Source organism: Lactobacillus sp. HMSC08B12, assembly GCF_001808415.1.
GTDB classification, from domain to species: Bacteria; Bacillota; Bacilli; order Lactobacillales; family Lactobacillaceae; genus Lactobacillus; species Lactobacillus delbrueckii.
Window position 1 is genome coordinate 1 of sequence record NZ_KV793163.1, and the last position, 14383, is coordinate 14383.

At 52.2% G+C, this 14383-nt stretch carries 13 protein-coding genes; all 13 read left to right on the plus strand.

Annotation, left to right across the window (positions count from 1 at the left end; translation table 11 throughout):
- The first annotated feature begins 186 nt into the window (after positions 1 to 186).
- A complete protein-coding gene (locus HMPREF3168_RS05465) occupies positions 187 to 1356 on the plus strand; it encodes a glycosyltransferase family 4 protein (RefSeq protein ID WP_070488898.1) in 1170 nt (389 codons plus the stop codon).
- Positions 1349 to 2398 (plus strand): glycosyltransferase family 4 protein, encoded by a 1050-nt coding sequence (locus tag HMPREF3168_RS05470; RefSeq protein WP_070488901.1) that lies wholly within the window; start codon positions 1349 to 1351, stop codon positions 2396 to 2398. The genes HMPREF3168_RS05465 and HMPREF3168_RS05470 overlap by 8 nt, the downstream gene beginning before the upstream one ends.
- Positions 2391 to 3404 (plus strand): lysylphosphatidylglycerol synthase transmembrane domain-containing protein, encoded by a 1014-nt coding sequence (locus HMPREF3168_RS05475; protein ID WP_070488906.1) that lies wholly within the window; start codon positions 2391 to 2393, stop codon positions 3402 to 3404. The genes HMPREF3168_RS05470 and HMPREF3168_RS05475 overlap by 8 nt, the downstream gene beginning before the upstream one ends.
- 18 nt (positions 3405 to 3422) lie before the next feature.
- Positions 3423 to 5495 carry an LTA synthase family protein gene (locus tag HMPREF3168_RS05480; RefSeq protein WP_070488909.1) on the plus strand — a complete coding sequence of 691 codons (2073 nt, stop codon included), beginning with the start codon at positions 3423 to 3425 and terminating at the stop codon, positions 5493 to 5495.
- Between the two features lie 54 nt (positions 5496 to 5549).
- Positions 5550 to 5783: a preprotein translocase subunit SecG gene (gene secG, locus HMPREF3168_RS05485; protein WP_002876914.1), complete on the plus strand. Its 234-nt coding sequence runs from the start codon at positions 5550 to 5552 to the stop codon at positions 5781 to 5783.
- A 66-nt stretch (positions 5784 to 5849) separates the two neighbouring features.
- Positions 5850 to 8219, plus strand: coding sequence for a ribonuclease R (rnr, locus tag HMPREF3168_RS05490; RefSeq protein ID WP_070488912.1), 2370 nt, complete (start codon positions 5850 to 5852; stop codon positions 8217 to 8219).
- Between the two features lie 22 nt (positions 8220 to 8241).
- Positions 8242 to 8703, plus strand: a complete 462-nt coding sequence (gene smpB, locus HMPREF3168_RS05495) for an SsrA-binding protein SmpB (RefSeq protein WP_003611142.1) — start codon at positions 8242 to 8244, stop codon at positions 8701 to 8703.
- A gap of 147 nt (positions 8704 to 8850) precedes the next feature.
- On the plus strand, positions 8851 to 9018 hold the full coding sequence (locus HMPREF3168_RS10330; protein WP_013440103.1) for a hypothetical protein: 168 nt from the start codon (positions 8851 to 8853) through the stop codon (positions 9016 to 9018).
- A 264-nt stretch (positions 9019 to 9282) separates the two neighbouring features.
- Positions 9283 to 10617, plus strand: coding sequence for a family 4 glycosyl hydrolase (locus HMPREF3168_RS05500; RefSeq protein WP_070488915.1), 1335 nt, complete (start codon positions 9283 to 9285; stop codon positions 10615 to 10617).
- Between the two features lie 44 nt (positions 10618 to 10661).
- Complete coding sequence (locus tag HMPREF3168_RS05505) at positions 10662 to 12545, plus strand: PTS sugar transporter subunit IIBC (protein WP_003611156.1); 1884 nt, start codon at positions 10662 to 10664, stop codon at positions 12543 to 12545.
- A gap of 83 nt (positions 12546 to 12628) precedes the next feature.
- Complete coding sequence (locus HMPREF3168_RS05510) at positions 12629 to 13411, plus strand: MurR/RpiR family transcriptional regulator (RefSeq protein WP_070488919.1); 783 nt, start codon at positions 12629 to 12631, stop codon at positions 13409 to 13411.
- The gene (locus tag HMPREF3168_RS05515) at positions 13411 to 13911 is read left to right on the plus strand and encodes a hypothetical protein (RefSeq protein ID WP_003611146.1); all 501 of its coding nucleotides are present in this window, start codon (positions 13411 to 13413) and stop codon (positions 13909 to 13911) included. The genes HMPREF3168_RS05510 and HMPREF3168_RS05515 overlap by 1 nt, the downstream gene beginning before the upstream one ends.
- Positions 13912 to 13916: 5 nt before the next feature.
- On the plus strand, positions 13917 to 14372 hold the full coding sequence (locus HMPREF3168_RS05520; protein WP_070488922.1) for a PTS sugar transporter subunit IIA: 456 nt from the start codon (positions 13917 to 13919) through the stop codon (positions 14370 to 14372).
- The last annotated feature ends 11 nt before the right edge of the window (positions 14373 to 14383 follow it).

Here is a 14383-nt window from a genome sequence, read left to right on the forward strand (position 1 = left end):
ACGTATCGGTTCGACCCCGATCACCGCTATCGCTTGAGACGACTTCCTCTTGGGAGTCGTTTTTCTTTTATCTTTATCTTTTTCCCTGCAGCAAATATCTTTTATTCTTTGGATTTTGGTAAAGAAATTTGCACCTCTTTTGCCGATTCTCTATAATGTCTTTTAGTATGGAGGTAATGAAAGCACATGAATATCGGTTTGTTTACAGACACCTACTTCCCGCAAAACAGCGGGGTAGCGACGTCGATCAAAACCCTTAAAGAAGCTTTGGAGGCCCAGGGTCACAATGTCTTCATCTTCACGACAACTGATCCCAACGTCGACAAGGACACGGTTGAAGCCAACATCTTCCGCTTCAGCTCCGTGCCCTTCATTGGCTTCTCTGAGCGGCGGATTGCTTTCCGGGGCCTGTTTGAGGCGGCCAAGGTGGCCAAGGAGGTCAACCTGGACATCGTCCACACCCAGACCGAATTTTCCATGGGCTTAATTGGCAAGTACGTGGCCCGGCAATTGGGCATCCCGGCTATCCACACCTACCACACCATGTACGAAGACTACCTGCACTATGTCTTAAACGGCCACTTGCTCCGGCCAGTTCATGTCCAGCAGTTCACCAAGAGCTACTTGAAGAATATGGACGGGGTCATCGCACCCAGCCAGCGGGTAGCGGCTTTATTGGCCCGCTACGGGGTGGAGATCCCCATGCGGGTGATTCCTACCGGGGTTGACCTGGACGCCATCAGTGGCCCGGACAAGGCAGATCTGCGGGAAAAACTGGGGATTGCCCCGGATGCCCAGGTGATCATCACCTTGGGCCGGGTAGCCGCGGAAAAGAAGATTGACCGCATCCTCCGGGTCATGCCAGACCTGTTGACCGAATTCCCTAAGCTGGTCTTTGTTATCGCCGGCGACGGCCCGGACGTGGATGTCTTAAAAGAGCAGGTTGAGCGCCTGACTTTGGAAGACCATGTGATTTTTACCGGCAATATTCCCCATGACCAGGTCGCCAGCTACTATAAGATGGCCGACTTCTTCGTCTCAGCCAGCGACACGGAAACCCAGGGGCTGACTTATATCGAAGCCCTGGGCAGCGGACGCAAGTGCGTGGTTTACAAGACCGACTACACCGACCAGGTCTTCAATGACCCGGCTTACGGCTTGACTTTTGAAAGCCTGCGGCAGATGAAGGAAGAAATCGCGGCTTACTTGCGGCAGGGCCGGCAGGAGATTCCGCCCCAGCTCCTGGCAAAAAAGCTGGAAGAAATTTCCGCCAGCCACTTTGCCAGCGAGGTCTGCAAGTTTTACCAGTACGCGATTGACAACTATCAAGTGAAAAAAGAGGACAGCAATGATTAGAATCAACATGTTTTCCCAGGCGGACTCAGTTGCCGGCCAAGGGGTCGGGGCAGCCTACCTGGAACTGATCCGGCTTCTCAGGACCCACCTGGTCGATGATTTCTACGTGACCATCAACAAGTACGGCAAAAGCGACTTGACCCACTACCACACCATCAACCCGACCTACTTCGCCAACAGCTTTTCACCAGCCAGAGGCCGCAAGATCGGCTATGTCCACTTTTTGCCAGATACCCTGGAAGGGTCAATCAAATTGCCAGGGGTGGCTAAAAAGGTCTTCTACCAGTACGTGATCGACTTTTACAAGCGGATGGACCAGATCGTGGTCGTCAACCCGATCTTCATCGACAAGCTGACTGAATACGGCCTGGACAGAAACAAGATCCGCTACATTCCGAACTTCGTGGCCAAGAGTGAGTTCTATGAACAGACTCAGGCCAAAAAGAACGCCACCCGGCAGGAATTAGGCATCCCGCAGGACAAGTTCGTTGTCTTTGGCGACGGGCAGGTCCAGGCCAGAAAAGGGGTCGACGACTTCGCCAAGTTGGCGGAAGCCAACCCCGACTACCAGTTTATCTGGGCCGGCGGCTTTTCTTTCGGCAAGATCACGGACGGCTATGACCACTTCAAGCAGCTGGTGGAGAACCCGCCCAAGAACCTGACCTTTACCGGCATCATCGACCGGGAAAAGCTGGTTGACTACTTGAACATGGCCGACCTCTTCCTCTTGCCGTCCTTTGACGAACTCTTCCCGATGTCAGTTCTGGAAGCCTTCAGCTGCGGGACCCCGGTCTTGCTCAGAGACCTGGACCTCTACCGGGCGATCATTGACGGTTACTACCTGGCCGGCAAGGACTTTGCTGAGATGAACGAACAGCTCCGCTTCGCGGCTACCCATCCGGAAGTCCTGGCCCGTCAGCAGGAGCTTTCCCGCAAGGCCAGCCAGCAGTATTCTGAAGACCACCTGGCTGAAATCTGGCGGGACTTCTACCAGGAGCAGTACCAGCTGGGCCGGGAATTGGGGCAGATCAGCTATGAATAAGAAAAATCTGTGGGGAGTCCTGATCGTCTTATTGATCAGCTCCCTTGTTTTGTACTTTGACCTCCGGGCCACGCCAATGGCGACTTTAAAGGCGGCAGCCGGGCAGATTATTCCCTGGCGCCTGGTCCTGGTCTTTTTGGCCATGGCCTTGTCCTATGTCTGTGAGGCCTTTATCCTCCGTCTTTTGGCCAAAAGGCCGGGGACAGCCAAGCGGAGCTTCTGGTCTTATCTGCGGATTCCGCTCATCCAGGCCCTTTTCAACGGGATCACCCCGATGGCCACCGGCGGGCAGCCGTCGCAATTGGCGGCTATGGTGGAAATGGGCATGGCCGGCGGCCGGGCAACTTCGATTTTGATGATGAAGTTCATCTGCTACCAGCTGGTTGTCTTATTTGCCTATTTGACGGCCTTTATCTTCGGCTTTCACTTTGTGGCCGGCAAGTTCTCGGCTTTAGCCATCTTTATTTTCCTGGGCTTTGCCCTCCACGTCTTCTCCATCATCCTGCTCCTGTTAGCCATGTTTGCCCATAACTGGACGGTTAAGGCTGTTAAAAAGGTCATGAAGCTGTTGGGGCGGATTTTTGGCCAGGAAAGGGCCCAGGCTTGGGAGAAGTCGACCCTGGAGCAAGTGGAAAGCTTCTACAAGGAAAGCCAGGCCCTTAAGGCTGAGAAGAAAAAGCTCTGGGGCGTGGTTCTCTTGACGGTTGGGCAGCTCCTGTGCTACTACTCGGCTCCTTACCTGACCTTGCGGGCCTTGGGTCAGCCAGTTGACTATGTTCAAGTGACCTTGATGACGATCTTGATCATCATGTTCATGGCCGTGATTCCTTTGCCTGGGGCCAGTGGCGGGGCGGAATTCAGCTTCCAGACCCTCTTTGCCAGCTTCATCAGCCAGCCGGGGGTAGTCGTTTTGGCCATGTTCTTGTGGCGGTTCGCGACCTACTTCTTCGGCATGATTCTCGGCATCTTTGGCTGGTCCTTCAAGCCGGCCAAGTTGCGGGACTGATTTTTTGAGGTGAAAGAAATGCAGAAAATCAAGGCCTTTGGGACCTGGCTGCGGACGTCGAAGAACGGCTTCTTTACTCTGGCGGTCTTCGGCTACTGGCTCAAGTGTTACCTAATCTATCTGACCAAGTTTACCCTGGGGGCGGCGGGCCCGATGCAGGGCTTCCTCTTGCTCATCAACCCTATTCCGTCGGGGATGCTGATCCTGGGTCTGGGGATGCTGATGAAGGGGCGCAAGTCCTACTGGACTATGCTTGTCCTGGACTTCCTCCTGGCTACCTGGCTTTTCGCCAACATCCTTTACTACCGGGAATTCTCTAACTTCCTCTCTTTCTCCCTGCTGCAGAATTCGGGCAGCGCTTCGGAAAATTTGGGCAAAAGCATTGCCGGAATCCTCAAGGGCAGCGACTTTTTAGCCTTTGCTGACCCCTTGATCCTGCTGGGGCTTTTGCTGGGGAAGTTTTTCAAAATGGACCTCTACGCCCAGTCCTGGAAAAGGAAGGTCGCCATTGAACTGACGGCCCTGCTCTTGATGGGGGGCAACCTCCTCTTGGCCCAAAAGGACCGGTCAGGCCTGCTCACGCGGACTTTTGACAACAACTACATCGTCAAGTATTTAGGGATCAACGAATATGCCCTTTATGACGGGATCAAGACGGCTCAGACCAACGCCCAGATGGCTAATGCCAAGGTGTCGGATTTGAGTTCTGTTAAAAAGTACCTCAAGGCCAACTACGTCCAGCCAAATTCAGCTTATACGGGTGTAGCCAAGGGGAAAAACGTCATCGTTATCCACCTGGAAAGCTTCCAGCAGTTTTTGATCGGCTACAAGTGGAAGGGCAAGGAAGTCACGCCTAACTTGAACAAGATCTACCATTCCAAGCACACTCTGGCTTTTGACAACTTCTTCAACCAGGTGGGGCAGGGGAAGACCTCTGACGCGGAACTGATGCTGGAAAACTCCCTCTTCGGGGTCCAGTCGGGGTCAGCCATGTCGACTTACGGGACCAGCAATACTTTTGAATCCATGCCGGCTATTTTGAAGCAAAAAGGCGGCTATACTTCCGTCGTTATGCACGGGGGGACGGGGTCCTTCTGGAACCGGAACAATGCCTACAAGTCTTTTGGCTATGATTATTTCGCTTCTTTGAACTACTACCAGTACCAAAACAGCTGGTACCTGGGCTACGGTTTAAAGGACAAGATCTTCTTCCAGCAGTCGGCCAAGTACATCTCTGAACTGCCCCAGCCTTTTTACTTGAAGATGATCACGGTCACCAACCACTATCCATATACCCTGGACAAGCAGAACCAGTCGATCAAGAAGACCACGACCGGGGACAACACGGTTGACGGCTACGTGCAGACGGCCCACTACCTGGACCAGGCGATCGGCGAATTCATGACCTGGCTGAAGAAGACCGGCCTGGACAAAAAGACCCTCCTGGTCTTCTACGGCGACCACTACGGGATTTCCAACAACCACAACGAGGCCATGGCCCAGCTGACCGGGAAGAAAAATTACGGGGAGTTTGACGACCAGCAGCAGCAAAGAGTGCCGCTCATGTTTTATTCAAGCAACTTAAAAGGCGGCATTAAGCATACCTACGGCGGGGAAATCGACGTGATGCCGACCCTGCTCAACCTGCTGGGGATCAAGAGCAAGGGCTTGATTTTGTTTGGCCATGACCTGTTAAGCAAAAAGAACCCGCAAGTGGTGGCCCAGCGGAATGGGAACTTTATTACCCCGACCTACACCAAGGTGGGGAGCAGCTACTATTACACCAAGACGGGCAAGAAGGTCACCGGCGCCAAGGAAAAGAAGGCCTGCCGCTTGATCGCCAACCAGGTTTTGACCCAGCTGACCCTGTCTGACCGGGTCGTGACCGGGAACCTGCTCCGCTTCTACCACCCCTCCTGGTTTACTCCGGTCAAGACCAGTGACTATGACTACAATAAGATTGACTCTTTAAAGAAGCTGGCAGAAGCCGGTAAGAGCAAGACCAGCTTAAAGAGCCAGCTAGGCAAGAAGGACGCAAGCAGTCTTTATAAAACTGACGCGCCCGAACTGAAAAAAACTAAGACAAAGTAAGTCTATCTATGATAGAATAGTAAGGTAATTGTAGAATAAATTGGAGGCAGTGCATTGTACAACTTTATTATGACGCTGTTGATCATTGTTTCAGTGCTGATCATTATTGCGACAATGATGCAACCACAGAAGCAGCAAGATGCCTTGAACGCTTTGTCAGGCGGCGCCGTCTTTAGCGGCCAGACCAAGAAGCGGGGCTTTGAAGCCTTTATGGAAAAAGTGACGTCAGTTCTACTGGTATTGTTCTTTGCTTTTTCGATTATTTTGGCAATACTGTCTTCTAAATAATCATTAACCTCCCGATCACTTGCTTGATGGGAGGTTTTTTTAACGAAAATACAGATGGAGAAAATAATGGCGCAAAACGAGACTGTATTGGCGGGCGTGTTGGAGATCTTCCGGCACAACCCGCAAAAGCAATTCAGCGTTGACCAGATCGAGCGGCAGGCCCGCCGGGACCGCTTGGGCAACTTTACCGACCTGGTCAAGGCCCTGGCCTACCTGGAGCAGAAAAAGCAGATCATCACTGACGGCAACGGCCGCTACCAGCTGGCCCAGGAAAATACTGAAGTCGAAGGGGTCTTCCGGGCCAACGACAAGGGCTTTGGCTTTGTCCGCTTAGATGATGAAGAAGCCGATGACGTGTTCATCAACTCTGACGCTACCAAGCTAGCTTTGGACGGGGACCGGGTCAAGGTCAAGATCACGGCCGGCGGCAACCCTTGGAATGGGAAGGGGCCGGAAGGGCAGGTTGAAGAAATCCTGGAGCGCGGGGCCAGCAGCATTGTCGGCGAATACACCCCTTTGGAAGACCTGCAGGTCAAGATCAGCCACTTTGCCGGCTACGTGATTTCGACCAACAAGAAGTTCAAGAAGTACCGGGTCTATGTATCTGAAAACGGCTTGATCCCGCAAATGGGGGACATGGTCAAGGTATCTCTGAAGACCTACCCGACCGAAGAGTTGCCAGACCAGATGACCGGGGCAGTTGTCGAAATTATCGGTAACAAGAACGACCCGGGCGTGGACATCATGTCCATCGTAGCGGAACACGACATCCGGACTGAATGGCCAGAAGACGCCTTAGAGCAGGCCAATGCCATCCCGGACCACGTAACTGAAGAAGAGAGGCATGAAGCAGGCCGGCGGGACATCACCGACCAGCCAGCCGTCACGATCGACGGGGATGACTCCAAGGACTTTGACGACGCGGTCGTTTTGTGGAAGCTGGACAACGGCAACTACCACCTGGGCGTCCACATCGCTGACGTGGCCCACTATGTTAAAGAAGGAACGCCTTTGGACCGGGAAGCTTTTGCCCGGGGCAACAGTACCTACTTGGTCGACCGGGTTATTCCAATGCTGCCGTTCAGACTGTCTAACGGGATCTGTTCCTTGAACGAAGGCGTTGACCGTTTGGTTCTGTCCTGTGACATGGAAATCACCCCGGAAGGTGAGCGGGTATCTTACGACATCTACCCGGCCTTGATGCGGTCCCACGGCCGTTTGACCTACAACAAGGTCAACCAGGCCTTGCGCGCTGACGTGCCGGACAGCGACTTGGAAGACAAGTATGTTAAGGTGCGGCCAATGCTCAAGGACATGGCAGCTCTACATGAAGCCCTGTACAACCAGCGCCACGCCCGGGGGGCCATCGACTTTGAAGAACCGGAAGCCAAGATCATCGTGGATGAGAAGGGCAAGCCGGTGGACATCGTCCTGCACAGCCGGGGGACGGCCGAAAAGATGATCGAATCCTTCATGCTTTTGGCCAATGAAACTGTGGCAGAAGCCTACTACAGAAAAAAGGTGCCTTTCCTTTACCGGGTGCACGAAACGCCGGAAGCTGACCGGATCACCAGATTTTTTGAATTCTGCAGTGCCTTTGGCTTGAACGTCAAGGCAGATCCAAACGACATCAAGCCGCTGGACTTGCAGAAGGTGGTTACCAAGACTTTGGGCACGCCGGAAGAAGCGGTTCTCCAGATGATGATGTTGCGGAGCTTGAAGCAGGCCCACTACTCAGAAGATCCGCTGGGCCACTTCGGGATCGCGGCCAAGTACTACACCCACTTTACTTCCCCAATCCGCCGGTATTCAGACACCATGGCCCACCGGATGATCCACGCCTACCTGGAAGAAGGAATGGGGGATAAGGTCAAGGAGCACTTTAAGGAAGAACTGCCGGAAGTAGCTGATCAGACTTCAACGCAAGAGCGGCGGTCAATCGATACGGAACGGGCAACCAACGACTTGAAGATGACCGAATACATGGCTGATCAGGTCGGCAACAAGTTTGAAGCGGTTATTTCATCAGTAACCAGCTTTGGGATGTTCGTGCAGTTGGAGAACACGGTGGAAGGTTTGATCCACATCTCCAACTTGAAGGACGACTACTACTCATACGATGAAAAGACCATGACATTGACCGGCCGGGCAACCCACAAGAAGTATAAGGTTGGGATGCCGATCAAGGTTGTCTTGACCAATGCGAATGTTGAGCAGCACCAGCTGGACTTTGAAGTTTACGATCCAGATGCCAAAAAGCGGCCCCACAATGACCGCGGGATGGGCAGAAGAAGCGGGGACCGGAACTTCAAGGGCCGGAGCAATTACGGCGGCCGCGACAAGAGCGGTGACCGGCGCCACAAGCCAAGCCGCAACAACCGCGGCCAGCGGCTGGGGCAAAGTGAAAGAGGCAACCGCCGGCGGCCAAACCGTTAATATGTAAGCGGGAGGATTTTTTATGAAACAAAAAGCCAAGGATGAAAATGTCCTCGCGCAGAACCGGCAAGCCCGGCATGATTATTTCATCAAGGATACTTATGAAGCCGGGATTGCTTTGACGGGGACGGAGATCAAGTCAGTCAGAGCCCGGCACGTGACTTTGCGTGATGGCTACGTGCAGATCATCAACGGGTCGGCCTTCCTGGAAAATGTTCATATCGATGAATATAAGGAAGGCAACCGCTACAACCATGACCCGCTGAGAAGCCGCAGACTGCTTTTGCACAAGAAGGAAATCGCCAAACTGGCCGATGTGAAGGCCCAAAAGGGGATGACCATCGTGCCGCTCAAGGTCTACTTGAAGCACGGCTTTGCCAAGGTTTTGATTGGCGTAGCGCAGGGTAAGAAGGAATACGACAAGCGCGAAACGATCAAGAAGCGCGACCAGGACCGGGAACTGCGCAGAAAATACAGAATTTAAGGAATCCGCCGGAAGGCGGATTTTTTGTATTCGCGTATACTTATCTGCATATTACGCTTTCCAAAAAAGCCCTTGCAAAGGCCGGCATTAGTTGTAGAATAAGTGTAAGCAAAAAATTCATTCAGAGTAATAGAAAGAGGATAGACAATGGGTTTTTGGATCATGCTTTTGTCCGGACTGATCGGCCTGGGCTTGGTAATTTTTGGTGTTGAAAAGGAGCTGCCAAAGGGGCAGAAAATTGCTTTTTGGTTGATCGGCGCTGCTCTGTTGGTCTTCGCTGTTGCCTTGGCTCTGCCAAATGGCCTGCAGCTTTAGTTAATTAAAATAAGTCAATCGCGAGGTACTGGCAAGACCAGTGCCTTTTTTCTTTGTAAAAATTAGTCTAGACAGCTTTCCGAAATATTTTTCGCCCTTGCGAAATACTTTTCACAATTTGAAATATGGTTCTTTACTTTCGTAAACGCTTTACATATCTGGAAGCGGTGCCATAATAAGAGTGTAAGCAAGCTTACGGGAGGTCGGGGCGCCTGAAAGGCCCCATGTGATGAAACAATGTCTTTTGTAAGGAGCAATTGATTTATGTCAGACAAGAAATTTTCAGTAGTTATTGCCGGCGGTGGCAGCACCTTCACCCCTGGCTTTGTCATCAGTCTCTGTGCCAACCAAGACAAGCTTCCCCTGCGGAAACTGAAGCTGTACGACATTGATGCTGACCGGCAAAAGAAGATCGGTGACGCCTGCGCCATCATCGTCAAGGAAAAGGCACCGCAAGTCGAATTTGAGTATACGACTGACCCGGAAGAAGCCTTCACTGATGTTGACTTTGTCTTGGGCTCAATCAGAGTCGGCAAGTACGAAATGCGCAACCAGGATGAAAAGATTCCTTTAAAGCACGGGGTCAACGGCCAGGAAACTACCGGCCCCGGAGGCATGGCCTACGGTTTGCGGTCAATCCCAGCCATCATTGAAATCATCGACTTCATGGAAAAGTACTCGCCAAACGCTTGGATGGTCAACTACTCCAACACGATCGCGATTGTTTCTGAAGCCTGCCGGCGCTTCCGCCCGAATGCCAAGGTTGTCAACATCTGCGACATGCCAATCGATGATATGGGCAGAATGGCGGCCATTGCCGGGCTCAAGAGCTTCAAGGACCTCGACTTTACCTACTACGGCTTGAATCACTTCGGCTGGTGGAAGAGCGTTACCAACAAGAAGACCGGGGAAGACTTGATGCCGCTTTTGAAAGAATATGTCAAGAAGAACGGCTACTACGTGGGCGGAGACTTCGACAAGGAAACCGAAGCCAGCTGGGTCGCAACTTTCAAGAAGGTTGCTGACTGCTACGCTTTGGACCCGACGACTCTGCCAAACAACTACATGCAGTACTACTACTTCCCGCAATACGAAGTGGAAAACGCCAACCCGCACTACACCAGAACCGATGAAATCCTGGAATACCGGCAAAAGATAGTCTTCGGTGAATGCGCCCGGATCGTCAAGGAAGGCACGGCCAAGGGCAACCTTTGGGAAAGCGAAGTGCACTCCAACTACATCATTGACATCTGCCACGCGATCGCCTTCAACACCCACGAGAAGTACTTGGCCAATATTCCGAACAACGGGGCCATCTGCAACTTCCCAGACGATGCTATCGTTGAAGTGCCTTGCCTCTTTGGCTCAAACGGCGTGCAGCCGCTGGTAGTCGGTGAAGCCGGCCGCTTCCAACTGGGTCTGATGATGGAACAAGTAACCTGCGAAAAGCTGGTTGTCGATGCTTATGAGCAAAAGTCCTACATCAAGATGCTGCAGGCCTTTGCCTTGAACAAGACTGTTCCAGACGCTAGCGTGGCCAAGAAGATCCTGGACGACATGATGGTCGTCAACAAGCCTTACTGGCCGGATTTGAAGTAGTCAGAATGAATTGAAATAAAAAGAAGCAAGGAGGAAGATTGCTTATGATGCAGAAACTACAGAAATTCGGGGCGGCGATGTTCGTGCCTGTCCTGCTTTTCTCTTTCGCCGGTATCGTGGTTGCCTTAACCAGCCTGTTCAACAACCCGTTGATCTTTGGCTCACTGGCAAACACCAATACCTTCTGGTACGGTCTGTGGGACACCGTTCAACAAGGTGGCTGGACCGTCTTTAACCAAGTTGACATGCTCTTCGTGGTCGGCCTGCCAATCGGGCTGGCTAAGAAGGCCCACGGGCGGGCAGCCATGGAAGCCATCGTTACCTACTGGACTTTCAACTACTTTATCGCTGGTTTCTTGACCCACTGGGGTGCCTTCTTCGGCCTTAAGGACTACGTTAAGACCCAGATCGTGGCCAACTCAGCCAACAATGGTTTGACCATGATTGCCGGGATCAAGACCCTGGACACCAGTATCGTTGGTTCCCTGGTCATCGCCGGTATCGTGGTTTGGCTGCACAACCGCTACTTTGACAAGAAATTGCCGGACTTCCTGGGTACCTTCCAGGGTTCAGCCTTCGTTGTCATCTTAGGCTTCGTGGCCATGTTCCCAGTTGCCTTCCTGACCTGCCTTATCTGGCCAAAGGTACAAATGGGCATCACTGGTTTGCAGGAATTCATGGCATCCAGCGGCTTGATCGGGGTTTGGATCTTCAACTTCCTGAACCGGGTCCTGATTCCAACTGGCCTGCACCACTTGGTTTACATTCCGTTCCAATACGGTCCGGCCGTCGTTGCCGGGGGCTTGCAACCATGGTGGCTCAAGCACTTGACTGAATTTGCCGAAAGCACTAAGAGCCTGAAGAGCCTGGCTCCAAACATGGGCTTCATGCTTTACGGGAATGAAAAAGTCTTCCTTGTGCCAGCCATCTGCCTGGCCTTCTACCACACTGCCAAGAAGGACAAGAAGAAGCAGACTTCAGCCTTGCTTTTGCCAGCTGCTTTGACTTCATTCCTGGCCGGGATTACTGAACCTGTTGACTTTACCTACCTCTTCGCGGCTCCAATCCTCTGGGTTATCTACTCAGTTCTGGCCGCAACCATGAACACCACCATGTACATCTTCGGCGTTGTCGGCCAAATGACTGACGGGGCCATCGGGATTGCTTCCATGAACTGGCTGCCGCTGTGGGCTAACCACTGGCACACCTACATGGCCCAATTCATCATTGGTTTGATCTATGCCGTGATCATCTACTTCATCTTCCGCTTTATGATCGTCAAGTTCAACTACGCTACTCCAGGCCGGGAAGCTGACGACCAGGAAGTCAAGCTGATGAACAAGAAGCAATACAAGGAAGCCAAGGCTGCTGAACAAGCTGCTGAAGCTGCCGGGCAAAACTCCTCTGACCCATACATCGCGAGAGCTACGGCTTACGCGACTCTCTTGGGCGGGCCGGAAAACATTGCTGAAATCACTTCCTGCGCAACCCGTTTGCGGGTAACTGTCAAGGATCCTGACAAGGTCGGCGCCGATGCTGCCTTCAGAAAGAACCAGGCAGTCGGGGTTGTCCGTCACGGTTCAGCCATCCAGGTCATCGTTGGTCTGGACGTTGCCCAAGTTCTGGAAAGAATTGAAGATATTATTGCCGACAGCGGCAACACCGTTGCCAAGGCCGAAGTCGACCCTGATGAAGAAAAGGCCACCGGCTACCTGGACCTGCTGGGCGGCAGAAGCAACATTAAAGAACTGACTTCCTGCTCAACCAGAGTAAGAGTCCACGTCTTTGACACTAAGAAGGTTGCCGGCGACGACGACTTCAAGAAGTTCGGGGCCAGCGCCGTTGAAAGACGGGATGACCAGGAAATCGACATCGTGGTCGGCCTGGAAGCTGAACGGGTTGTCGACAAGATGAAGGAAATTATGTAAGTTTTTAAATTGGTCTAAGCCCATAAAAGTGCTATTCTGTTAACTAGGTGAAAATGTCAACAAGTTAGCAAGAGGAGACTTTTATGGTAGGACTAAAAGCACGAATCGTGGAAAAATCAAGTGATCTGAATCCATCGGATAAGAAGATCTTGAATTACTTGCTGAACAATGCTGCTGAATGCAGCGAACTCAGTCTGGCGAAATTGGCCAAGAAGCTTTATGTTTCAGAATCGGCCATTTTTCGCTTATGCAAAAAGGTCGGTCTAAGTGGCTACAGCGAATTGAAATACGAGCTGGCAGATTTTTCCAAGGGGGAGAAGCGGATGGTTAAGCAGCAAGATACCTTCGCCGAGCGCCTGGTCAAGAATCTGCGCTCAGAGCTCAGCTATTTCAGGACACTGGATTTTGAAAGCTTTTATTCGACCTTAAACCAGACAGAAAATATCTACATTTACACCACCGGCTGGCAGCAGGCGTCTATCGCCAGCTATCTCTCCAACCAGCTCCTGGTGAATGTGGGCAAGCCGACGGTTGTCATGCCATCAGCGATTAGTGAATTGAAGATGTCGAAGAATTGGCTGCAAGACCATGACCAAGTGATTGTGATTTCATTTTCCGGGGAAGATCCTGACTTGTGCCAGCTCCTGGATGAGCTGCACTTGCTCAATGAGCATTTGACGATTACTTCGCTGACGACCATCAAGGAGAGCCGGCTGGCCAGTCTGTCTGACTACAGTCTCTTTTTCCAGCCAAGTCTCTTCCATGAGAGCATCAGCACCAAGAACTGGGCTTTTAGTCCGGCTTACACAATGATTGATTTATTGATTAACGGCTACTGCGAGTGGCTGAGAAAAGAGGATGAATAATGCAGGAGAAAGCTTTGAATTGGCTAGACAGGTTGACTAAGTCTGCCCGTCTGACGCCGAAAAGAATATTAAAGATCTACACCTTCGTCCTCTTTTTTGCCCCGCTGGCCTACCTGCTGCTCTTGCAGCTGCGGGCCGGGGCGGCCAAACAGACGATCACTGACTCCATCGCGGCCAGTCCCGCGACCACGGTGTCAATCATCGTGGCAGCCGGTGACTTTCTCTTGGGTTACCTCTGCTGGATCGACGGCGGGGCCCTCTTGGCCGACCGGCGCCAGTACATGAAGTTTATGAAGCTGCAGCTGTGGACCCAGCTGATCGTTGGCAACTGGTTCTGTCTCCTCTTCGCTATTTTTGCCCTGCGGCGGGGAGAGGATTTACCTGAAGAGAGCAAGGTAAAGCCGAGCCAGCTGCTGTCCTTGACCTACTTAATTGCTTCTTTATTCGTAATTTGTTTTGTGTTCTATGTTGTTCTCGCCTTTAGAGCGGTGAAAGGCTGATATTCATGTTTAATTTCTTTAAAAAGTCCAAGTCAAAAGGTAATGAAGTCAAGGCGCCCATCAAGGGCAATCTGATTCCCCTGTCCGAAGTCAGCGATGACGTCTTCTCCCAAAAGATGCTGGGCGACGGTTTTGCCGTTAAGCCGACCGGCCAGGAAGTAGTTGCCCCGGTTTCCGGGACCATTACCACCCTGTTCCCGACCAAGCACGCTATCGGCGTCAAGACGGCCGAAGGGCTGGAAGTCTTGATCCACTTGGGGATCGACACGGTGGAACTGAAGGGGGAACCCTTCAATCTCTTCGTTGAGCAAGGCGATTCAGTCAAGGCTGGCGACAAGCTGGCGGAAATGGACATCGCCGACGTGGCTGACCACGGCCTGGACAACACGGTCATGGTGGTTTACACCAACATGGACCTACTTAAAGAAGTCAAGGATGTCGACCCAATGTCATTAAGTTAAGGGATTGACAT

Excerpts from the sequence above, each read along its gene's own strand:
- HMPREF3168_RS05465 (WP_070488898.1), top strand. The coding sequence starts at position 187 with ATGAATATCGGTTTGTTTACAGACACCTACTTCCCGCAAAACAGCGGG.
- HMPREF3168_RS05470 (WP_070488901.1), top strand. The coding sequence starts at position 1,349 with ATGATTAGAATCAACATGTTTTCCCAGGCGGACTCAGTTGCCGGCCAA.
- HMPREF3168_RS05475 (WP_070488906.1), top strand. The coding sequence starts at position 2,391 with ATGAATAAGAAAAATCTGTGGGGAGTCCTGATCGTCTTATTGATCAGC.
- HMPREF3168_RS05480 (WP_070488909.1), top strand. The coding sequence starts at position 3,423 with ATGCAGAAAATCAAGGCCTTTGGGACCTGGCTGCGGACGTCGAAGAAC.
- rnr (WP_070488912.1), top strand. The coding sequence starts at position 5,850 with ATGGCGCAAAACGAGACTGTATTGGCGGGCGTGTTGGAGATCTTCCGG.
- smpB (WP_003611142.1), top strand. The coding sequence starts at position 8,242 with ATGAAACAAAAAGCCAAGGATGAAAATGTCCTCGCGCAGAACCGGCAA.
- HMPREF3168_RS10330 (WP_013440103.1), top strand. The coding sequence starts at position 8,851 with ATGGGTTTTTGGATCATGCTTTTGTCCGGACTGATCGGCCTGGGCTTG.
- HMPREF3168_RS05500 (WP_070488915.1), top strand. The coding sequence starts at position 9,283 with ATGTCAGACAAGAAATTTTCAGTAGTTATTGCCGGCGGTGGCAGCACC.
- HMPREF3168_RS05505 (WP_003611156.1), top strand. The coding sequence starts at position 10,662 with ATGATGCAGAAACTACAGAAATTCGGGGCGGCGATGTTCGTGCCTGTC.
- HMPREF3168_RS05510 (WP_070488919.1), top strand. The coding sequence starts at position 12,629 with ATGGTAGGACTAAAAGCACGAATCGTGGAAAAATCAAGTGATCTGAAT.
- HMPREF3168_RS05515 (WP_003611146.1), top strand. The coding sequence starts at position 13,411 with ATGCAGGAGAAAGCTTTGAATTGGCTAGACAGGTTGACTAAGTCTGCC.
- HMPREF3168_RS05520 (WP_070488922.1), top strand. The coding sequence starts at position 13,917 with ATGTTTAATTTCTTTAAAAAGTCCAAGTCAAAAGGTAATGAAGTCAAG.